Source organism: Microbacterium aurantiacum (genome assembly GCF_040532595.1).
In the GTDB taxonomy this organism is placed as follows: Bacteria; Actinomycetota; Actinomycetes; order Actinomycetales; family Microbacteriaceae; genus Microbacterium; species Microbacterium chocolatum_B.
On the sequence record NZ_JBEVYX010000001.1, the window covers coordinates 664,170 to 686,401 of the forward strand.

General features: G+C 69.6%; 16 protein-coding genes. 7 read left to right on the plus strand and 9 right to left on the minus strand.

The features are described from left to right. Positions 1 to 3 precede the first annotated feature (3 nt). Complete coding sequence (locus ABXJ56_RS03320) at positions 4 to 699, minus strand: potassium channel family protein (protein WP_353998298.1); 696 nt, start codon at positions 697 to 699, stop codon at positions 4 to 6. Continuing rightward, on the minus strand, positions 692 to 2,056 hold the full coding sequence (locus ABXJ56_RS03325) for a TrkH family potassium uptake protein (protein WP_353998299.1): 1,365 nt from the start codon (positions 2,054 to 2,056) through the stop codon (positions 692 to 694). The genes ABXJ56_RS03320 and ABXJ56_RS03325 overlap by 8 nt, the downstream gene beginning before the upstream one ends. Before the next feature lie 171 nt (positions 2,057 to 2,227). Between ABXJ56_RS03325 and ABXJ56_RS03330 the strand changes: the two genes are divergently transcribed. After that, entirely contained in the window at positions 2,228 to 6,568 is a 4,341-nt protein-coding gene (locus ABXJ56_RS03330) for a family 43 glycosylhydrolase (protein WP_353998300.1), read from the plus strand. A 102-nt stretch (positions 6,569 to 6,670) separates the two neighbouring features. Here ABXJ56_RS03330 and proC read toward each other — a convergent pair whose 3' ends face one another. After that, positions 6,671 to 7,519, minus strand: a complete 849-nt coding sequence (proC, locus tag ABXJ56_RS03335; RefSeq protein ID WP_353998301.1) for a pyrroline-5-carboxylate reductase — start codon at positions 7,517 to 7,519, stop codon at positions 6,671 to 6,673. Positions 7,520 to 7,686: 167 nt separating this feature from the next. On the opposite strand from proC, the gene ABXJ56_RS03340 reads away from it, so the two are divergent. Then, a complete protein-coding gene (locus ABXJ56_RS03340) occupies positions 7,687 to 8,799 on the plus strand; it encodes an alpha/beta fold hydrolase (protein ID WP_353998302.1) in 1,113 nt (370 codons plus the stop codon). 56 nt (positions 8,800 to 8,855) lie between these two features. Beyond that, the gene (locus ABXJ56_RS03345) at positions 8,856 to 9,785 is read left to right on the plus strand and encodes a TIGR03560 family F420-dependent LLM class oxidoreductase (protein WP_353998303.1); all 930 of its coding nucleotides are present in this window, start codon (positions 8,856 to 8,858) and stop codon (positions 9,783 to 9,785) included. A gap of 29 nt (positions 9,786 to 9,814) precedes the next feature. Here the strand turns inward: ABXJ56_RS03345 and tadA are convergent, their stop codons facing one another. Continuing rightward, entirely contained in the window at positions 9,815 to 10,276 is a 462-nt protein-coding gene (gene tadA / locus ABXJ56_RS03350) for a tRNA adenosine(34) deaminase TadA (RefSeq protein WP_353998304.1), read from the minus strand. Between the two features lie 77 nt (positions 10,277 to 10,353). Here tadA and upp point away from each other — a divergent pair, with 77 nt between their 5' ends. Continuing rightward, on the plus strand, positions 10,354 to 10,986 hold the full coding sequence (gene upp, locus ABXJ56_RS03355) for a uracil phosphoribosyltransferase (RefSeq protein ID WP_353998305.1): 633 nt from the start codon (positions 10,354 to 10,356) through the stop codon (positions 10,984 to 10,986). A 334-nt stretch (positions 10,987 to 11,320) separates the two neighbouring features. On the opposite strand, the gene ABXJ56_RS03360 is transcribed toward upp, so the two are convergent. Then, positions 11,321 to 11,644 (minus strand): DUF3467 domain-containing protein, encoded by a 324-nt coding sequence (locus ABXJ56_RS03360; protein ID WP_353998306.1) that lies wholly within the window; start codon positions 11,642 to 11,644, stop codon positions 11,321 to 11,323. Positions 11,645 to 11,685: 41 nt separating this feature from the next. Then, positions 11,686 to 15,168 carry a TM0106 family RecB-like putative nuclease gene (locus tag ABXJ56_RS03365; protein ID WP_353998307.1) on the minus strand — a complete coding sequence of 1,161 codons (3,483 nt, stop codon included), beginning with the start codon at positions 15,166 to 15,168 and terminating at the stop codon, positions 11,686 to 11,688. A gap of 100 nt (positions 15,169 to 15,268) precedes the next feature. On the opposite strand from ABXJ56_RS03365, the gene ABXJ56_RS03370 reads away from it, so the two are divergent. Beyond that, on the plus strand, positions 15,269 to 15,880 hold the full coding sequence (locus ABXJ56_RS03370) for a rhomboid family intramembrane serine protease (RefSeq protein ID WP_353998308.1): 612 nt from the start codon (positions 15,269 to 15,271) through the stop codon (positions 15,878 to 15,880). A gap of 12 nt (positions 15,881 to 15,892) precedes the next feature. On the opposite strand, the gene ABXJ56_RS03375 is transcribed toward ABXJ56_RS03370, so the two are convergent. From ABXJ56_RS03375 to ABXJ56_RS03385, 3 genes are all read right to left on the minus strand, one after another. Next, complete coding sequence (locus ABXJ56_RS03375) at positions 15,893 to 16,975, minus strand: FUSC family protein (RefSeq protein ID WP_353998309.1); 1,083 nt, start codon at positions 16,973 to 16,975, stop codon at positions 15,893 to 15,895. Between the two features lie 98 nt (positions 16,976 to 17,073). Further along, complete coding sequence (locus ABXJ56_RS03380) at positions 17,074 to 17,601, minus strand: hypothetical protein (protein WP_353998310.1); 528 nt, start codon at positions 17,599 to 17,601, stop codon at positions 17,074 to 17,076. 51 nt (positions 17,602 to 17,652) lie between these two features. Then, positions 17,653 to 17,796, minus strand: coding sequence for a hypothetical protein (locus tag ABXJ56_RS03385; RefSeq protein ID WP_353998311.1), 144 nt, complete (start codon positions 17,794 to 17,796; stop codon positions 17,653 to 17,655). A 128-nt stretch (positions 17,797 to 17,924) separates the two neighbouring features. Here ABXJ56_RS03385 and ABXJ56_RS03390 point away from each other — a divergent pair, with 128 nt between their 5' ends. Further along, on the plus strand, positions 17,925 to 18,443 hold the full coding sequence (locus ABXJ56_RS03390) for a hypothetical protein (protein WP_353998312.1): 519 nt from the start codon (positions 17,925 to 17,927) through the stop codon (positions 18,441 to 18,443). Between the two features lie 268 nt (positions 18,444 to 18,711). Next, positions 18,712 to 22,230, plus strand: coding sequence for a hypothetical protein (locus ABXJ56_RS03395; protein WP_353998313.1), 3,519 nt, complete (start codon positions 18,712 to 18,714; stop codon positions 22,228 to 22,230). The last annotated feature ends 2 nt before the right edge of the window (positions 22,231 to 22,232 follow it).

The following is a 22,232-nucleotide window of genomic DNA, read 5'->3' on the forward strand; positions in this document are numbered from 1 at the left end:
GCGTCAGCGCAGCTGCGCGAAGGCCTCCACCTGCGCCGTGGGGCCCACGATGAGGATCGTGTCGCCCTCGTTCACGACGGTCTGGTTGTCGGCGTTGCGCCACTGCTCCTCGAGTGTCTTGTAGGCGGTGACGGTGATGCCGTGCGACTTGCGGATGCCGGTCTGTCCGAGCGGGATGCCGCGGATGACCTGCGGGGGTGCGATCTTCGCCATCGCATAGCCCCGTTCGACCTCGAGGTAGTCCATCGCGGCACCGCGGACGAGGTGTGCCACGCGGCGTCCCATGTCCTTCTCCGGGAAGATCACGTGGTGCACGCCCAGCTGCTCGAGGATGCGTCCGTGCTGCTCGCTGATGGCCTTGGCCCACACCACCGGAACGTTCAGGTGAAGAAGGACCGAGGCCGTGAGGATCGATGCCTGGACGTCGTCGCCGATCGCCACGACGACGCGATCGAACTGGTCGACGGCGAGCTGGCGCAGCACCTCCTCCTTCGTGGCGTCCGCGCGCACCACCTGCGTCAGCGTCCCGTTGAACGACTGCACGATCTCCTCGCTCGCATCGATGCCGAGCACCTCGGTGCCGGAGGCCATGAGCTCTTCGGCGAGCGCGCTGCCGAAGCGCCCGAGACCGATCACGGCGACGGAGTCGGCCTCGGCGATGCGCCGGGACTTCTCGGAGAACAGGGGGAACTTAGCCAATGGCGGGCCTCTCCTTCGGGAGTTCGTACAGGATGCGGCGCGGGCGGAGGGCGAGCGCGGAGCCGAGCGTGAGGGGGCCGATCCGGCCGAGGAACATGAGCGCGGAGAGGATGATCTCCGCGGCCGGCGGCAGCTCGTAGGTGATGCCGGTCGACAGCCCGACGGTGCCGAACGCCGACACCGCCTCGAAGAGCACCCGGTCGAAGGGGTATCCGGTGACGAGCATGAGGGCGATCGTGGCGGCCATGACGGCCCCCATGGCCATCAGCACGACGGCGATGGCCTGGCGGTGCACGGCGCGCGACAGGCGCTTGCCGAAGATGTTCACGGCGCCCTCGCCGCGGAGCTCGGTGAGGAGGATGAACAGCAGCACCGCGAAGGTGGTGACCTTGATGCCGCCCGCGGTGCCGGCCGGGCCTCCGCCGATGAACATCAGCACGTCCATGCCGACCCAGGTCTCGTCGCGCATCTGGCCGATGTCGACCGAGTTGAACCCGGCGGTGCGGGTCTGCACCGAGTGGAAGAAGCCGATGAGGAGGCGGGATGCCGGGTCGTAGGCGCCGAGGGTGGCGGGGTTCTCCCACTCGAGCACCGTGATGTAGACCGACCCACCCAGCAGGAGCATCACCGTCATCACGAGGACGAGGCGGGTGTTCATCGTCCACCGACGCGGGACGCGCCACTCGCTGCGCAGCTGCATGATGACCGGGAAGCCGAGACCGCCGAGGATCACGGCCGCGCAGATGGGGAGGCAGATCCACGGGTCGGCGGCGAAAGGGATCAGGTTGTCGCTGAACAGGGCGAACCCGGCGTTGTTGAAGGACGACACGGCGTGGAAGAGGCCGTTCCATGCGGCCCGCAGCGGGTCGAACCCGTAGCCCCACGCGAACCGCGCGGTGAGCACCACGGCGACGACGGCCTCGATCAGGAGGGAACTGATCAGGATGCCGCGCACCACACGGCGGACATCGGCCGACCCGACGGCATCCGTCTCCGCCGCGGTGTTCAGTCGCGACCGGACGCTGACCCGGCGCACGATCACGAGGCCGATGAGCGTCGCGAACACCATGATGCCCAGGCCGCCCAGCTGGATGAGGATGAGGATCACGGCGAGACCGAAGCCGCTCCAGTGGGTGGCGGTGTCGAGCGTCACCAGGCCCGTCACGCAGACGGCCGAGACCGCGGTGAACAGCGCGTCGACGAGGTCGGTGGGTCGACGGTCGGCGGCGGATATCGGAAGGGCGAGGAGCGCGGTCCCGACGAGGACGGCGGAGGCGAAGCCGAAGACGACGGCCTGGGCGGGATGCAGTCGGAGAACGCGCCGCCGGCGCGTGCCGGCGACGACGCGAGGAAGCACGAACGAGAACACTACGCCTGTTTGCGCCGCGCGCAAGAGGCAATGTCCCGACGTCGTGCGTGCGCGGTAACAACTCTTGCGACGCTCTGACTGTGAGCGATAACATCGCCAGCGACCGGCCAACGACGGCCGCTGACGCCCGCCCGGGGGTCGGATGCGGAAGGACATGCGATGACGCAACCACGCTGGAGAAGAACGTTCGCGGGTATCACCGCGATCGCACTCAGCCTGACCGGAGCGGTGGTGGCGGCCCAGCCCGCGGCCGCGGCGCCGGACGACGGACTGGTGCTGCACTACGCCCTGAACGACGCCACGGGGACGACCGCGGTGGACGCCTCGGGGAACGGAAACGACGGCACCTACGTCGGCGGACCCACCCTCACGGGCGCCGAGGGCGTCCGGCTCGACGGCAGCGACGACCACGTCCGCCTGCCGAACAACATCCTCGCGGGGCTGAACTCGATCACCGTCAGCGCCGAAGTCCTCATCCGGCAGGACCAGGCGACCCCGTACTTCATCTGGGGCCTCGGCACCCCCGCGACCTCGAACTCGGGCAACGGCTACCTGTTCACCACGGGCAACGCCTACCGCGGCACCATCTCGCCCAACAACTGGCAGGGCGAGCAGAACACGACGAGCGGTCAGAACCTGCAGCGCGGCGTGTGGAAGACCCTGACCTACACCCTGGACGACGCCACCAACACGGCGCGTCTGTACCTCGACGGCGTGCAGGTGGCGCAGAACACCAACGTCACGATCACGCCCGGGTCGCTCGGGGGTGGCGTGACGACCGCCAACTACATCGGCCGCTCGAACTACGACGCCGACCGGCGCCTCGCGGGCAGCGTCCGCGACTTCCGCATCTACGACAGCGCGCTGAGCGCGACGGATGTCGCCGCCCTCCACCCCGATGACGCCACCAAGCTGGCGCGGGATGCCGCGGCGATCTCGCTCGGCGACGTCTCCGGCCTGACCACGAACCTCTCCCTGCCCACGACCGGGGTGAACGGCGCCAGCATCGCCTGGTCCACCAGCGACGCCGGAATCGTCAGCGCGACCGGCGTCATCACGCGCCCCGCGAGCGGCCAGCCGAACGCCACGGCGACTCTGACGGCGACCCTCACCCGGGGCGGCGCGACGGAGACACGGTCCTTCGACGTGACGGTGCGCGCCATGCCGGGTGACGACGCGCTCGCGCAGGAGGACCTCGACGCGATCGAGATCCCGAACGCCGACGACATCCGCGGGAACATCACGCTCCCCTCGACCGGGTCGGTCAACGGCACGTCGATCACGTGGTCGGCCTCCCCGTCGGGCGTGGTGACCACCGCCGCCCAGGACGGCAAGGCCGCCGGTGTCGTGACGCGCGGGGCCGAGGACACCACGGTGACCCTCACCGCGACCGTGGCGAACACCAATGCCACGCGCCAGATCCCGATCACCGTCGTCGCCGCCCCCGAGGGTCTCGACACCGACTACACGGCTGGGTACCTGTGGACGCACTTCGCGGCCGAAGGCGGATACGAGAAGATCTTCTTCGGACACAGCGAAGACGGCCTGCAATGGTCGAAGCTCAACGACAACGAGCCCATCCTCGCGAACCTCGGCGGCGACCTCGGTGTGCGCGACCCGCACCTCATCCGCTCCCCCGAGGGCGACAAGTACTGGATCATCGGCACCGACCTGCACGCCGAAGGCGGCGGCCCCGGCGGTTCCGGATGGGACCAGCTGAACGCGAGCAAGAACCTCGTGGTGTGGGAATCGACCGATCTGGTGAACTGGAGCGATCAGCGCATCGTCTTCGCGGGCTTCGAGCACGCCGGGAACGTGTGGGCGCCGGAGGCGATCTACAACGAGGAGACCGGCGAGTACTACGTGTACTGGTCGGCCCGCGACCGCCGCGAGAACAACACGCCCGACTGGGCACTGCGGGTGTACCTCACCAAGACACGCGACTTCGTCACTTTCACCGAGCCCGAGGTCTGGGCATCCCTCAACGCCCAGGGCGACGGGCAGACCGGTCCGAACATCATCGACTCCTCGATCGCGAAGGAGGGTGACACCTACTACCGCTTCTCCACGTCGGACTGGTGGACGGTCATCGACACCGCCCCGAGCCTCGACGGACCGTGGACCACGGTCGTCGCGCGCGACGAGGCGGGAGACTTCGGCCTCCGCACCCGCATGGAGGGCCACACGGTCTACCAGCTGCCCGACGGCCGCTGGGCGATCATGGGCGACGACGGCGGCTACTACGGCCACATCGCCGACACCCTGGAGAGCCTGGAGTTCCGTCAGCTGAGCGTGGGCACCGGCCCCGACCAGTACTCGTTCGACCAGCGCTTCCGCCACGGCTCGGTTCTGCGCCTTTCGGCTGCCGAGGAGGAGCGCCTTCTCGCCGCCTACGGCGACTCCCCCGTCGACCCGGAGGAGCCCGAAGAGCCCCAGCAGGGACCGATCGCGGAGTACACCTTCGACGACGGGACCCTGACGGACTCCGTCGGGGATGCCGACCTCACCGCGCACGGTGCGGCAGCGGTCGGCACGGACGCCACGAAGGGCAGCGCACTGCGTATGACCGGGGCATCCGGCGGCTATGCGTCGTTCCCGACCGGGTTCTTCGACGGCAGGAGCACCATGACGGTGTCGATGGACATCCGTTCCGAGCGGACGAGCGGGAACTTCTTCACGTTCGCCTTCGGGAAGAGCAACATCGACTACTACTTCCTCCGGGTCCGCGGCGGCGATGTGCGCAGCGCCATCACCACCGAGTCGTGGCAGAACGAGTCGGCCGTCACCGGCACCACCGTCTCGGGTCAGTGGCACCGCTACGACGTGGTGTTCGAGGGCAACAAGATGACCCTGTACATCGACGGCGTGAAGGTGGGCGAGAACGCCTCGCTCAGCACCACGGTCGGCGGACTCGGCGACGACCTGCTCGGCTACCTCGGACGATCCTTCTACGAGGGCGACGCGTTCTTCCAGGGGTGGTACGACAACATCCGGGTGTACAACCGGGCGCTGTCGGCCACCGAGATCCTCGGCAACGCCGGGGTCGACGACCAGCTCATCGACGTGTCGCTGAGCGACCCGTCGGCGCTGAAGATCGCCCCCATCACCGACAGCACCGCGCGTTCGGTCGTGCTCCCCGTCAACCGGGGCACCGACCTCACCGCGCTCGCGCCGACCTTCACCACGGTGGAGGGCGTGACGGTGGCGCCCGCCAGCGGCACGACTGTGGACCTCTCCTCGCCCGTCACGTACACCCTCACCACCGGAGACGGTGAGACGGTGACGTGGACCATCGAGGCACGCGAGATGAAGAGCCCGATCCTTCCGGGCCTGTACGCCGACCCGAACATCGCGGTGTTCGGCGACACGTACTACATCTACGCGACCTCCGACGGCTTCCCCGGCTGGGGCGGAAAGGAGTTCTACGTCTGGAAGTCGAAGAACCTCGTGGACTGGGAACGCTCGGAGGAGCCGTTCCTGACCCTCGACGGGGAGAACGGCAACGTGCCGTGGGCAACCGGCAACGCGTGGGCGCCCACGATCATCGAGCGGGACGGGAAGTACTACTTCTACTTCTCGGGTCACAACCCGACCTACAACCGCAAGACGCTCGGTGTCGCCGTCGCGGACAGCCCGGAGGGCCCGTTCGTCGCACAGCCGTTGCCGATGATCGTCAACAACGAGGCCGTGACCTCGGGCCAGGCGATCGACCCGGCCGCGTTCCACGACCCGGTGACCGGTAAGTGGTATCTCGGCTGGGGCAACGGCAGCCCGGTCCTCGCCGAGCTGAACGACGACATGGTGTCGATCAAGCCCGGGACCTACCAGCGCATCAACGGTCTGACCGACTTCCGCGAAGGGGTGTTCTTCAACTACCGCAACGGTCTGTACCACCTGACCTACGCGATCGATGACACCGGGTCGGAGAACTACCGCGTCGGCTATGCCACCGCCACGAGCATGAACGGCCCGTGGACCTACCGCGGCGTGATCCTGGAGAAGGATCTGTCCCTCGGCATCAAGGGACCGGGCCACAGCTCGATCATCAACGTCCCCGGCACCGACGACTGGTACATCGCCTACCACCGGTTCGCGATGCCCGGCGGCAACGGCAACAACCGCGAGACGACGATCGACAAGCTCGAGTTCGACGAGAACGGGCTGATGAAGAAGGTCATCCCGACCCTCGAGAGCGTCGACCCGCAGACGGTGCCGCCGGCCGGCCCCGAGGTGGACACCGAAGTGGGCACGCGCTGCCTCGCCGGCAAGGTGCTGGTCACCGTGAAGGTCACCAGCGGCGAGACCGAGCCCGTCGCGGTGCGGATCCAGACCGCTTTCGGTTCCAAGACACTGACCCTCGCGGCCGGAAAGGCGTCGTCGCACGCCTTCACCACCCGCGTGGGCAACGTCGAGCCGACCACGGTCACGGTGACGGCGACGGACGGTGACGGCGTCAGCGCGACCGAGGAGGTGAGTGTCGGAGCACGCTCCTGCGGCTGACCATCGGGTGACACCCGACTGATCCCCCCACACAGCGCAACGGCCGTCGACGCACTCGCGTCGGCGGCCGTTGCGCTGTTCAGCGGCCTCGAGGCGGAGAGATCACGCCCCGGCGGCGAGCTCCTTCGCCCGCGCGAGCGCGGCATCCGTCGCCCGTCCGAAGACCTCGGCGAGGTCGGCGTCCTGCAGCACCGCGACGGCGCGCTCGGTGGTGCCCTTCGGGCTCGTGACGCGGCGGCGGAGCTCGGCGGGGTCCTCCCCGGTGGCGTCGAGGAGGGCCGCGGCGCCGACGAAGGTCTGCTCGGCCATGAGGCGGGCATCGGCCTCGTCGAATCCCTTTGCCACCGCGGCTTTGGTCAGCTCCTCGACGAGGAGGAAGACGTAGGCGGGACCCGACCCCGAGATGGTCGACAGCGCGTCGATCTGCTCCTCGACGACCTCGATGACCGCGCCGCACGTGTCGAAGACCGCGCGCACGCTCGCGACGTCCGCGGGTGTCGCCGACGACCCCGGCGCGAGTCCGGTCACGGCCTTCCCGACGACCGCGGGGGTGTTCGGCATCGACCGCAGCACGACGGCACCGGAGGGCAGGTGCGCCTCGAACGTCGCGATCGTGACACCGGCCGCCAGGCTCACGACACGGGCTCCGGGGCGGAGGTGCGGCGCGATCTCGTCCAGGAGGCCCGGCACCATCCCCGGCTTCACCCCGATGAGGACGATGTCGGCGGATGCCGCGGCCCGGGCGTTGCCGTCGGGGTCGGTCTCGAGCGCGATGCTCTCGAGATCCGCGGATGCCGTTGCCGCGGCATCCGCCAGCGCGTCGGCCTTCGCCCGCGTGCGGTTGGTGACGACCACTCGGGAGGCCCGCCCCGAAGCGAGCAGACCCTGCAGGATCGCACCCCCCATCGAGCCGGCACCGAGGATCGCGATCGAGGGAAGGGAATCAGCCATCCCCTCATCGTAGGAGGGCGGCATCCCCTCACCACCGCGCGACGACCGCCGGCCACACGGCGGGCACACGGCGGCCATGCGGCGGGCACACTGCGGGCACAGGCGCCGAGGGTTATAGTCGAAAACGCCGCGGCGTCGACGCCCGGCGCGGCAGACCGGAGGTTCGCATGACCCTGTTCGACGGCATCACGTCTCGCATCGTCGACACCGACCGACTGACCGTGAACATCCTGGAGCGTGCGGGCGACGACCCGCAGACCCCGCCCGACCGCACCGTCGTATTCGTGCACGGGAATGTCTCCTCGTCGCTGTTCTGGCAGGAGATCATGCAGGATCTGCCGAGCGACCTGCGGGCCATCGCGATCGACCTGCGCGGCTTCGGCGGCACCGAGCACGCGCCCGTCGACGCAACGCGCGGGGTCCGCGACTTCAGCGACGACGTGCACGCGACCCTCGACGCCCTGCAGATCCCGACCGCGCACCTCGTCGGCTGGTCGATGGGCGGGGGCGTCGTCCTGCAGTACGCGCTCGACCACCCCGTCCTGAGCCTCACCCTCCAGTCGCCGGTGTCGCCCTACGGATTCGGCGGCACCCGCCGCGACGGCTCGCGGCTCACCGACGACGACGCCGGCTGCGGCGGCGGGGGTGCCAACCCGGACTTCGTCCAGCGCCTCATCGACCACGACACCTCCGCCGACGCGCAGACGTCGCCCCGCAGTGTCTTCCGCGCCGGCTACGTCGCCTCGGACTACACGACCGAGCACGAGGACGTGTGGGTCGCCTCGATGCTCACGACCTCCACAGCCGACGGCAACTACCCCGGGGATGCGGTTCCGAGCGAGAACTGGCCGGGCTTCGCCGCCGGCCGCCACGGTGTGCTCAACACGATGGTCCCGCAGTACTTCGACGTCTCCGGGATCGTCGACCTCGCCGAGAAGCCGCCCATCCTGTGGATCCACGGCACCGCCGACGCGATCGTCTCGGATGCGTCGTTCTACGACCTGAACTACCTCGGACAGCTCGGCATCGTGCCCGGCTGGCCGGGCGCGGACGTCGCGCCGGCACAGGAGATGGTCTCGCAGACGCGGGACGTCCTCGGCCGGTACGCCGCCGGCGGCGGGACCGTCACCGAGGTCGCGGTCGAGGGCGCGGGCCACTCCGCGCACCTGGAGCGCCCCGCGGTCTTCCGTCACGCGCTGCTCGAGATCATCGGCTACGTGGGCGCAGCGGCCGACCCCGCCCCGCCCACCGAGGCGATCATCATCCGCTCCGCCGACTGACCCGTCGGGCGGGCGATCGGCCTCGGCGACCCCACCGGTGCGGGCAGAGTAGACGCATGGAGTACTGCGTCTTCACCGAGCCCCACCTCGGCGCCACCTACGACGACCAGCTCGAGTACGCCCGCGCCGCGGAGGAGCACGGGTTCACCGGATTCTTCCGATCGGATCACTACCTCGCCGGCGGCGACCGGGACGGGCTGCCCGGACCGACCGACGCGTGGATCACGCTGGCCGGACTCGCGCGCGAGACGTCGGCGATCCGGCTCGGCACACTGGTGTCGCCGGTCACCTTCCGCCTTCCGGGCCCGCTCGCGATCCAGGTCGCGCAGGTGGACCGGATGTCGGGCGGGCGCGTCGAACTCGGGCTGGGTGCCGGCTGGTTCGCCCGTGAGCACGAGGCCTACGGCATCCCGTTCCCGTCCCGGAGGTTCGACCTGCTCGAGGCGCAGCTCGAGATCGTGACCGGCCTGTGGCGCACCCCGGTGGGCGAGCCGTACGGATTCGACGGCGGCGAGTATCGCCTGGTCGATGCCCCGGCGCTGCCGAAGCCGGCGCAGGATGCCGTGCCGATCATCGTCGGCGGCGGCGGGCCTCGCCGGACGCCCGACCTGGTCGCGCGGTACGCGTCGGAGTACAACCTCGGCTTCCCGGAGGACCACGAGATCGCCCCGCGCATCGCGAACCTGCACGCGGCGTGCGAGCGGGCCGGGCGCGACCCGGGCACGGTGAAGCTCTCGATCGCGATGTCGACGATCGCCGGCCCCGACGATGCGACCGTCGCGCGGCGGGCGGCGCGGATCGACCGGACGCTGGAGCAGGTGCGCGACGGCGTGAACATCGTCGGTGGGCCGGATGAGATCGCCGAGCGGATCGCGGTCTACCGATCGTTCGGGATCGAACGCGTGTACTTCCAGCTGCTCGACCTGCAGGACGTCGACCACGTCCACTACCTCGGTGCCGAGGTGCTCCCTCACCTGCCGCGCTGAGGGTCAGCGGGGCTGATGTCGGCGCAGACTCAGCGCTGGGCGTCGAAGAAGACGCGGAGCTGGGCGGACGCCTCGTCGGCCTCGACACCGGCGACGACTTCGACCCGATGCGGAAGACGGCGGTCACGGAGCACGTCGTAGACCGAGCCGGCCGCGCCGGCTTTGTCGTCCCACGCGCCGTAGACCACGCGAGGGACGCGGGCCTGAAGGATCGCCCCCGCGCACATGAGGCAGGGCTCGAGGGTGACGACCAGCGTGCAGTCGGCGAGGTTCCACGACCCGATCGCCGCGGCGGCGGCGCGGAGCGCGACGATCTCGGCATGGGCGGTCGGGTCGCCCGTGGCTTCGCGGAGGTTGCGTCCCTCGCCGATGACCACCCCCGCGGCATCCGTCACCACCGCGCCGACGGGGACGTCGTCGTGACCGGCTGCCTCGGCGGCGAGTTCGCGCGCCCGCCGCATGGCGACGCGGTCGGTCTCGGCGACGATCATGCCCCGAGGATACGCGGCGGCGGCGTCCGCGCCGATCGAGCCTCGGCGGCGGCGCTCGACGCATTACCCTGGGGACTATGCGCCTGCACGTCGCGGACCACCCGCTCATCACCCACAAGCTCACGGTTCTGCGGGACTCCGCGACCCCGTCGCCGGTGTTCCGGCAGCTGACCGAGGAGCTCGTGACGCTTCTCGCGTACGAGGCGACCCGCAACGTCCGCGTCGCACCGCTCGAGATCCAGACCCCGGTGACCACCACCGTCGGCGTCAAGATCGATGACCCCCGTCCGCTCGTCGTGCCGATCCTGCGCGCCGGTCTCGGCATGCTCGAGGGCATGGTGAAGCTCATCCCGACCGCCGAGGTCGGGTTCCTCGGGATGGTCCGCAACGAAGAGACCCTCGAGCCCTCGACCTACGCCGAGCGTCTTCCCGACGACCTCAGCGACCGGCAGTGCTTCGTGCTCGACCCGATGCTCGCCACCGGTGGATCGCTGGGCGCCGCCATCGACTTCCTCTTCCAGCGCGGAGCGAAGGACATCACCGCGATCTGCCTTCTCGGCGCCCCCGAGGGTGTCGCCGCGATCGAGAAGCAGGTCGACGGACGCGACGTGACCCTCGTTCTCGGCGCGATGGATGAGCGTCTCGACGAGAACGGCTACATCGTCCCCGGGCTCGGCGACGCCGGAGACCGCCTCTACGGCACCGTCTGACCCGAACCGGCGCTGTCGGCACCTGCGTTCAGGTGTCACTCCGGGCCCTCTCGCCCGGGCCGAGGCGGCTTTTTCTGCCACGCGAGCACCCGCTCGCGCGGGACGACCGCTACGGGTGTCGCCTGTGGCCCCTCACGCGCACGGAGGCGGCCATAGCTGCCACTCGAACGGGCCGAGTCGACGCGCGTGCGCCGCAGACACGACGTGCGGCATCCGCCCCTCGCCGAACGGATGCCGCACTTGCGCCGTGAAGGCGCTTCGTCAGAGTACGCAGGGCTTCTGGCGCGTAGAACGGGGTTGACACGGAGCCCGTCGGAAGGCTAGTCGACAGCGCTCACGCGGTGGGGAGATCGCCGGAGGGCGGCATCCGCCGACCGGTCTCGCGCTCCCAGAATTCCAGCTGCTGCGTGAGGGCTTTGGCGAGCTCGAACACCTGCTCCGGAGGAATGCGGATGCGGCTGACCACGCGCGCCGGAACCACCGTCATCGCCTCCCCGGTGTCGGGGTGGATCTCGTCTCGCGGAGGTTGCGCGAGGGTGAGGAAATCCATGACGAAGACGTTCGGCGTGTGCCAGACGTTGGCGAAGTCGGCGAAGGCGCCGCCGATCAGTTCCTGCGGCAGGTCGATCTCGAACTGCTTCGGTGCTTCTTCCGCCATGCCGCCCCCTCGGTGTCGTCTCGCGCGAGTCTACGCGCGGGTCATGCGACGCCGACCAGTCGGGCGAATCCGCTGAGGCGAGCGACACCGTCGGGGGTGCGCGGGAGGTCGTCGAGCAGCCCCGGCGAATAGACGAGGTACGCGGTGTGCATCGCGCGCGAGATCGCGACGTTGAGGCGGTTGCGGAGGAGGAGGAACTCCAGTCCGCGCGGTGCGTCTCGCCCGGAGGATGCCGCGAGCGAGACGATCGCGACCGCCGCCTCCTGCCCCTGGAACTTGTCGACGGTGCCGACGGGGATGTCGTCGAACCCCGCGTCGGCGAGGGCCTCCTCGACGAGGACTTGCTGGGCGTTGTAGGGGGTGACGACGATGATGTCCTCGGCCCTGAGCGCGCGCGGCGCCGTGGGGATCGCTCCGCCGGAATCGTCGATGTCGATGCCGGTCCAGGAGCGCCCGACGAGGTCGCGGACGATCTCCACGACTCGTGCGGCTTCTTCGGGCGAGCGGGTGGCGTTGCCGGTGTGGCGGAGCGGCACCGGGTGGAGGCCCGGTTCGACGCCCGCGAGCGCACGCATCGCGGTGGCCGGCTGCGCGGCGAGCTCGCCCCGGTACGACAGCTCCGACACCGATCGCGCGACGGCGGGGTGCATACGCCACGACCGGGCGAGGAAGAAGCCGAAGGCGGGCGGTATGACGTCGGCGCCGTCCATCACCCAGCCGAGCGCGGAGGTGTCGACGGGTTCGGGGTGGGTTCCCTGACTCACCTGCGGCAGCTGCTGCGGGTCGCCGAGGAGCAGCAGGCGCGACGACGCGAGCGAGACGGCGATGGTGGAGGCGAGCGAGAACTGTCCGGCCTCGTCGATGACGAGGAGATCGAGACTCCCCCGCGGGATACGGCCTTCGTGGGCGAAGTCCCACGCGGTGCCGCCGACGACGAATCCGGATGCCGCGTGCTCGCCCGCGAAGGCGGCGACGCCGTTCTTCGGGATGGGCGTGAAGCGCACCCGCTCGGCGTCCTCGGGCTTCTTCAGGGCCTTTCCCACCTGCTGCGGCGGGACGCCGGCGGCCACGATGCGGTCGAGCATGTGCTCGACGACCGCGTGCGATTGGGCGACGACACCGACCTTGTAGCCGTGGTCGGCGACGAGCCGCGCGATGACATGCGACCCGACGAAGGTCTTGCCCGTTCCCGGAGGGCCTTGCACGGCGAGGTAGCTGCGGTCGAGGTCGAGGAGCGCGGCGGTGATGTCCTCGATGTCGTCGCCGGTCTGCGGCGGAAGGGCGCCCGACCGGGTCCGTGGCGGGCGGCGCAGCAGGATGTCGGTCGCCGGGTCGCACGGCAGCTCCGGCGCGGCGGCAACCAGGGCGTCGGCCCACGCATCGATCGCGGTCTGCTGGTTCATCGCCCGCGGTGGCGCGGCCGGTGTCAGGGCGATCGGCAGCTCGGGCCAGGTCTCACCGTCGATGGCGGTCTCTTCGACGATCGCCCCGTCATCGAGGGTTTCGATCACGGTGACACGGTGATCCGCGTGAATCCAGCGGGGCTTGTCGGCGAACGGGAAAGACACCGGCAGCTCGTAGAGCGCGAACGGATCGCTCCCCTCGCTGATGCGGGTGCCCGGCGCGAGCTCGCCGCGCAGCTCGAGACGGCGCCGGAGCGCGCGCTTACCCTCCTCCGCGTGCCAGTCGGCGACCACGCGACAGCGGGAGGAGTCCAGCGTGACGACGTCGCGCGTCTCCTCCCATAGCGAGGCGGGTTCGCGCAGACGCAGGAAGTGCGTGGCCCAGAACGATTTCGCCTCGCGGGGGTAGTAGTCGATCGCTGCCGCGCCGAGGCGGAGCGCACGCGCCTCGGCGGAGTCGGGATCGCGGTGAGCGGCGAGGGCGCCCAGCCGATCGGCCCGTTCCGACGGCGTGTATCCGTTCTCGTCCGGATCGGGATTCGGGGTGGGGCGCAGCTGCGCCTCGCGGGCGCGGTCGACGAGCCAGTCGCGCAGGCGCAGGGTCGAGACGCAGTCGTACCGGTTGTAGTCGGCGAGGTCGTCGAGGATGCGGGCGGCTTCGGCGACCGCATCCGGTCCGTCCTGCTGGAGAGCGCGCGCCTGCACGTACTTGACGATCGAATCATCGCCCTTCTGGACGTCGCTGGTGCGCACCTCCTCGCCCATGTAGAGGGGTTCGAGCTTCTTGATCGAATAGGAACGAGACCCGACGCGCAGGGCTCGCCGCACGATCGGATAGAGGTCGACGAAGACGCCGTCGCGCAGGAGCTGGTCGACGTCGGCTTCGCGGACGCCGTAGCGGGCGGCCATGGCGAGCAGGTGCGTGGGTTCGTACGGGGCGTAGTGGTAGATGTGCAGGTCGGGGTGGGTCTGACGGCGCAGGGCGATCATGTCGAGGAACCGTTCGAGCGCCTCCTTCTCCTCGGCGAAGGAGTGCGCCCACAGCGCCGAGTACTGCTCGTCCAGGTCGACCCAGCCGAAGAGGTAGTCGATGCCCCAGGTCGTGCCCTCTCCTTCGGTGTAGAGCGGGTCGCCTTCGAAGTCGAAGAAGAGGTCGCCCTGGCTGGGGCGCGGGAGGGCGCCGAGCGCCTGCGGCTGGACGACTTCGTAGTTCGGGATGTCGGGGGGCGAGCTCAGCTGCAGCGTCGCCTGGGTGCGCAGCAGTGCGACGGTGTCGGGGTTCATCCCCGTGGGAGGTGTCTCGAGCCGCGCGAGGTCGTCGATGGTCTCGACGCCGGCGGCGCGCAGGCGCGCGCGCTGGACCGGTCGCATGCCCGCGACGAGGAGGAGGTCGCCAGAGGCGACGACCTCGAGATCGCAGGTGGCGCAGCGTCCGCAGGCGACGACGCCGAGGTCGCCGCGCGGGTCGCCCCACGCGAGGGGGTCGCCCGCGGCGCCGAGGTCGAGCCGGCGGTCGGCGATGAGGGCCTGCAGGCGGTCGCGGCGCAGCTGGAAGACCGGGAGGAGGTCGTTGACCTCATGCGTGCTGGTGGTGCCGTCGCCGAGGAGCAGCTCGACCCGGTCGGAGCGCGGGATGCCGAGCCGGTCGAGCTGGACCACATACGCCGCGAGCTGCATGAGCGCGGTGACGCGCGCGTGCCGGGCGAGCTTCGTGTCCTGCACGACCCACGTTCCCGTGTCGTCTCGGACGAGGAAGTCGGCGAATCCGACGAAGTCGTGCGTGGCGAAGGTCGCCTGATAGATGACATCGGCGTCGGAGTTCAGCGCCGCGTCGGTCAACCGGACCGCCTCCGCGAGCGCGACAGCGTCGGAGGATCGGGTCTCGGGGATCTCGACGACCCCGTCGCCGTACTGCTCGCGGTAGCGGGCGAGCACACGGAGCTCGTGCTCACCGCCGAGCTCCCCCGCCCGGCGCAGCGTCGGGTCGTCGGGCTCGTCGACGGGGGCGACGCGACCGAGCTTCGCGTCGATCGCCCGCAGCCACGCGAACTCGCACTCCGCGGCCGCCTTCAGGTCGCTCGCGCTCCAGACGATCCGGCCCTCGTCCTCGATGTACCGCAACGTGCCCTTCCCGACCGCCCGCCGCTCGGACCGTCCCCCTGACCCTAACCGGGGGCGCCGACGTCGCCCGGGGTCGGAGTGCAGATGCGACGATGTGAGAATGACCACGCCCCCGACCCGATCGCGATCACGCGGCTGGGGCCTGCGCGTCCTCCAGCCGCTGATCCTCCTGGGTGCGATGTGGCTCATCAGAGCGCTGGACGCGGTGCTGCCCGGCAGCTGGGTCACTGCCTTCGGCATCCAGTCGTGGGTCGTCGATGGCCTTGACGGCATCGTGCTCTCCCACGGCCTGCACACCGGGTGGCCGCACCTGCTCGCCAACACGATCCCCTTCCTGGTCCTCGGGATCATCGTCGCCCTCGACGGCATCGGGAGGTTCTGGGCGGTGACCGGCATCGTCGGGGTGATCGCGGGCATCGGCACCTGGGTCTTCAACGCTCCCGGCACGGTCACGGTGGGGGCGTCCGGCCTGGTCTTCGGCTACTTCGGCTACATCTTCGCGCGGGCGTTCGTCGCCCGGTCCCTCGGCCACGGCATCCTGTATGCGCTCATCGCCGTGGCGGTCGTCGTCGTGCACGGCGGGAGCATGCTGGCCGGGATCTTCCGCGCCGCGGAGGGTATCTCGTGGCAAGCGCACCTCTTCGGCGCGATCGGGGGTGCTCTCGCGGCGTTCGTCCTCCGCCCCACCCGCCCCAAGGAAGCACCTGAGTAGCTGCCTCCGCGTTCAGACGAAGGGGCGCGCCGCGTCGATGATCCGTCGAAGGCACAGATCGATCGCGGCGGCCGCGGCCGTCTCCCGGAAGAGGCCCGAGTCGGGCACGACGATGCCGGCTTCGTAGGCGTCGAGGGCGCGGGAGGCCGCCGTCAAGCGCGACGGCGCGTCAGGGTGTCCCACCGGCGTCGCCACGAGGTCCGACACCCGCGCGATCGCCTCCGCGAGGGCCTGCCGTTCCGACGGCCCGAGCGCCGGATCGGCGGCCTGCACATCGACGAGGAGATCGACCAGCTCGTGCCCGAGGTAGCCCAATCGCTCCATCGCCGCCATCCGCCGCGCGTTCTCGTCCCGCTCATCGACGTGTCGCCGCCGACGCGGATTGGCGCGCGCGCTCTCCTCCGCCTCCCTGACCTCCTCCCTGACGGTGACGCTGACCTCGTCGACACGAGCCAGCGCCGGGGCGAGTCCTTCGCGATCGACATCGCCGCGCGCCAGAGCGTCGGCCGCTTCGTCGAGGAGAGTCGTCAGCTCATCCCGCAGGAGCGACAGTCTCTCGCCCGCGCGCCGGATGTACAGCGGCGGAACCACGAGCAGGTTCACCGCGATCCCGACGATGACGCCGAACGCGACCGTCCCGAGGTACGAGACGGAGAATCCCTCGGGATCGCCGCCCGCCGCCAAGAGGACGAACAGACCGGCGAGGGCGACCCAATCGCCGCCCAGTCCCAAGAACCGCCACCCGCCGAGCAGGACCGCGACGCCGATCACGACGCCCAGCACGAGTCCTCCCGGGACGCCGGCACGGAGAGCCGCGACACCACACAGGCTGAGGGCGATGCCGAGCGCGAGGCCCATCAGCACCTCCCCGCCGACGCGCGCCGACCGCGCCACGGTCGGGTGCATCGTCACGAGGGCACCGAGAGCCCCGTAGTAGGAGTACTGGTCCTCGGCGAACGGGATCAGCGGCGCCAGGTACCAGGCGAGTACAGCGGCGACCGCGGTCTTGACGGCGAGAAGCAGGCGCGGCTGCGCGGCGAGACGCGCCGCGTACGTCACGGCGCCTCGCACGCGGGGCGCATGAGTTTCAGGCACGTCGAGATCATGACACGACGCACTCTGTGCGGCCATTCCGAATCGGATCGACCCGATGTGTATGACGCGCCTCGACCGGGCCCGTCACGAGTCCCGCCCTATCCCCGCTTCGGCACCCTCGCGTAGACGATGGGGATGGGCCACTGCGTGACATCGAGTTCGACGAACGCCTGGTGGTAGTCCGTGATCGTAGCAATGGGCACGCGCCCGACGACGCGGCCGAGCCAGGGATTGTTCGCGAGACCGGGCAGCGCCGCGACTCGCGCATCCGACTCCGGCGCGCCCCCATAGGCGAGATCAGCCTCGCCGGACTCGAGGGAACGAGGCTCACGGATCCGGTCTCGATCCCGATCGGAGAATTCGACGCCGAACGGGCCCTCGCCCGCGTACCAGCAGTACGCGTCGACCCGTCGAAGGCGTGTGATGGCGGCGTGCTCAACGGTGATGCGACGGTTCTCGTCGAGAAGCTCGCCGACCCACGCTAGGTCGGCGATGTGCGCATGGCTCGGAAGCAGCGACACAGCCTCGCGTGTCATCGTCGGCGATGAGTATCGCGAGACCGCAAACTCCGTTCCCCGAACCGTGGCGAGGCAGTGGTCGCCCCAGGCGCCGGCAGACGTGTCCATGTCATCCACCATGACACGGTTGATCAGCGGAACTCCCCACGGCGGCGCAGGTCAGACGGCGAGCGCGTCCAGGTAGCGGCGGGTCATGTGCGCCTGGAAGCGGCGGGCGAGCGAAGCGATCCTCTCCGCGTTCAGCGGACCGAGCCGCAGCCGCCTGTCGACGCGTATGCCCTCACGGAGCGGCGTCTCCGACATCCGCACCGGCAGAGTGATGTCGAGGCGACGGAATGCCCGGTATCAGGCGAGCGCGTGCGGTCGTAGACAAACCGCGGACGCATCGATAGGTTCGCGCCATGATGCTTCGGGGAAAGCAACATCGGCCCATGGTGCTCGAGGGCATGCGTGAACTCGACGACGATCAACTCGCGCTTCTCGAAGACCAGATGGAGCGCCAAGAAGACCACATGAAGGATCGGATGTCTGCCGCGTCGACGCGCGCAGCGATCCTGATCGGCGCCAGCGCCGTGTTGAGCGGGACGGAGCTGGTGACCGCATCCGGGTTGCCCTGGCTCAGCACGCTCAGCCTCGTGCTGTACCTGCTGGCGGCGATCTTCGGCCTCCTCGCCACCCGGTCGAGGCTGATGCTCGAGCCGCACCTCGAGGTCATGGTCCCGAGGTACTACGGCTACAGCACCATCACCCTGCGTCGATCGCTCATGCTGAGTCGCATCGACGCTCACGCCGTCGCGCGGAGCCAGGTCAACCAGCGGCACCATCTGCTCGTCATCGGCTTCGCCCTCCTCCTCGCCGCTTGGGTGGCGTCGGCATCATCGACCACATACGCGCTCCTGACTCCCCAGGAAGAGTCCCCAACTCGCATCGAGATCATCGAAGGGAGGTGACCATGATGGCCATTCGACGAGGCCGCCCGGACGGCGACCCGGAATCGCACACGACACCCGTCGCTGCGCCCGCACCTGCGCCGCCTCACGACATTCCCGACCCGGACGCGAACTGATGCGCTGATCATCTTCGACCGCGATCGCCGTGTGGAGCTGCGACGAGAACTCGAGCCGCCTGTATCAGAGCGAACCGTGTGCCCTCTTCTCCTTTGTCGGCGCCGGGTTCTCGTCGAGGCTCGAGACGCCGCCTCGATCGAAGGAGCTCATCATGGCATCGACCGTCGTGGCCGAGGGTTTCACCGACATCGTGGCGCTGGCGCACTCACCGTCCCGCAACATCGTCGTAGTGGCGGAGCGGTCCGGACGGCTCACCCTGCTCGACCTCCTGCGAGAGGTCGATGGCATGTACGAGAGCCGTGAGATCGGCGCGGGGTACGTCGAGCCGACCCATCTCGCCATCGACTCCGCGAAGGGGCGCATCGTCGTCGCCGACCGGGATGGTCTCTGGCTCGCCAGACTCAACCGCGCCGATCGCGCGGACGCGACCGCGTTCGCCGCGCAGCCCGGAGCCGTGCGGGCCCTCCTGGTCCTCACCGACCCGGCCGTGCCACAAGGCCTCGCGGTGCTCGACGCACTGCCCGCGCCTCGCCTCGTTCGCTACAACCTCGACCCCTCCCCCGGCACGACGGTCGTGGATCTCCTCCCTTCCCTCCCGGGTGCCCTGGAGGCTGTGCCCGCAGGAGCTGGCGCCGTGATCCATGTGCTCGCCGCGACCCCCGCCGGCACCATCGTGCAGCGAAGCGATCTCACCACCGCGACCGTCACACAGGTCACACCGGCGCCGCTGCCCTTCGCCGGGCGGATCGTGTCACTCACCCCCGACTGGGCGTTGATCACTGGTCCCGCCGGCGAGCTCGCTGCTGTGAGCGACGGGGTGACCCGCGTCATCCCGAACATCTCGAGCGAACCCGTCACCGCTGCGACGGTCGTCGACGGGCGTGTCCTGCTCGCGGCCGGCAGTCAGGTCGTTGCGACCGCCCTCCCCATCGGCATCGCAGATCCGGTGCTCCTCACGCTCGATCCCGCGCCGCTCTTCGTCGGGGGGTACGCGCCCGTGCGGGTCGACACAACCGGCAGCGGAGTGACCTTCGACGACCTTGAGCTTTCCGTCGACGACGCCGATCTCGGAGCCGTGTCGCCCTCGCGCGATGACAGCTTCGACGCATCCGCCCCTCATCTGCTCCTGACCGGAGGGTGGCGCACCGGCACCGGCGTCGTGACCGCGAAGCGTGTCGGCACCGGCGAGGTGATGGGTCGCGCGAGCTTCGAAGTGACGGATGTCTGGCAGAACGACCGGCTCGGGCCGTCCTTCTCCGTCACCGGCAGATGCGACGCCCCGATCGTGCGGCCCGCGTGGGGTGGCGGGGGTTCCGGTCCGCAGAACATCGACGTGTACAAGGCGCCCGCTGCGTGGCGCATGGGGATCGTGCTCATCGACACCACCTCGAACCTTTACCCGACCGCCGCCGCCGACATCGGAGCCATCCGGGATGGTTGGCGCGACGCCATGATCGGCGGGGTCACGGTCGGCGGCGTCACCCGGTCGGTCGCCTCCTACTTCGCGGAGGTCTCCTACGGGAAGATGACGATGAGCCTCGCGGGCAACGCCGTCGCCGGACCCGTCCACGCCGCGCAGGACTGGAACACCTACTTCGAGGTCGAGACCGAACCCGATCCCGCGAATCCGGGATCGACGCGTCCGCGCCGCTGGAACCCGCGGCCCGACGCCTGGAAGGCACTCGTGTCGGCGCTCGAGCAGGCCAACGCCGCCGAGACCGGCGCGCAGCCGGCGCGCCCGCCGATCCTCGATCTTTCGCAGGTGGATGCCCTCGCCTTCGTGGTGCGCACCGTGAACCGGCCCGACCCCGCGGTGACGCCGGCGACCGCGGAGAGCATCGGCCGATTCGTGTGGCCGCAGCAGTCGACGCAGACGGTCAAGCTGAACGGAAGCGACCGCACCCTGCCGATGATGATGATGCCCGAGGACTGGACGGCGATCGATGGCCGACAGGTCTACGAGACCCTCGCGCATGAGATCGGCCATTCGCTCCAGCTGCCGGATCTGTATCTCTACCCCTGGCACAACCAAGGCCTCGCGAACCGCCAGCTGCGGGACTGGGATCTCATGCACCGCGACCGCAACGTGCCGCACCTCAGCCTGGCGATGCGGATGGCTCTCGGATGGGTGACGAAAGACCAGCTCAAGTGCTACAACTTCGCCGCGAACGGGGGCGCGCCCGTCCTCGAGACGGTGAGGCTTCACGCGCTGGCGGCTACCACCGTGCCGGGCGGCTCGTTCCGCGGGGTGGAGGTGCGGATCGCCGACGGCCGCAACTACTACTTCGAGTACCGCAACCGGCAGGGTGTCTCGATCGGCGACGGCTCGCTGCCGATGTCGCAGGTCGTGATGGGTGTCGACGTCGTCTCACCGAAGGGCGGCCAGAACTATGACAGCCGCCCTATGGCGCTGCGGCTCTACGACGATCCGGATGCCGTGGACGACACCGACTCGGTACTCACCGAGGGCGCCTTTCTCGAGGCCGGCGACGATTACAGGGAGAAAGACTTTTCGGAGGGGGCGCCGAAGGACTTCGTCGCTCGGGTGCTGACGACGACACCTGACAGCGCGGAGCTGCAGATCCGATACGACTCCGAGGCGAGGCCCGAGCTGTCGATCCGCACGTGGCCGAACGGCGACAAGCAGTGGCAGAGCCCTGACATCGAGGTGCGGAACGCCAAGAGCGACGCCGACCCGCGATGGCTCAATGTCCCGTGGGCTGGAAGCCCCAATCGCGTCGTGGCGAAGGTCCGCAACCGCGGCGGCGTCGAGGCGAGGGACGTCCGAGCCTCCTTCTCCATCAAGAACCTCACGACGAACGCCGACGACAGGCCGGCGGCCGCACTCGAACCCCTCGGACTCTCGGCGCCGGTGACGATCCCCGCGGGGCAAGTGCGTGAACTCGAGGTGCCATGGGTCGCCCCGACGAGTGGCCACTACTGCATCACGGTCGACATCCCGCTGTACGAGGATCCTTCCGACCCCGCCATCCACGAGAGCAGCGACCGCGACAACCTCGCCCAGTCGAACTATGACAAGTTCTGGTCTGAGAGCGCCTCGCCGTCTCAGCGCAAGCGCTTCACGATCAAGCTGGAGAACCCGACCGAGGCGCCGGCGATCGTGTACCCGCGGGTCCGTCAGACCACCCCGTTCTACCGGACCTATCTCGAGCACAGCTGGGTGCTCCTCCCGCCGCTGCAGTCCCGCGAGATCGGTGTCATGACGGAATCCCTCGACGGCGACCCGGTCTGGCAGGAGTTCATCGACGAGCGTCGCAGCGAGATGTGGGAGGTGACCAACATCCTCGAGATCTCCGGGTGGGTGTCGGGGGTGTGCGCTCCGCAGTGCACCGGCGGTGCATCTCTCGAGACCAACTCGGGGCGCAGGACCGCGTTCAAGGGAATCGAATTCTTCCAAGAGCCCGGAGCAGCAGGTCTGGTGATGAAGCCCGACGGAACCCCGGCTGACCACGGAACGGTCGTGATGACGGCCCGGTGGGAGGACGAGGACGTCAGCGCCCAGCGCACCGCAACGACGGAGGTGCGGAGCGACGGCCGCTTCTTCGCCTACATGCAGGAGCTCGAGCCGGGAATGGTCGTCACCCTCCACTATCTGGGCGGTTACGGACTCGCACCCTGCGACAGCGAACCGCTCCGGGCGGACTTCTGACC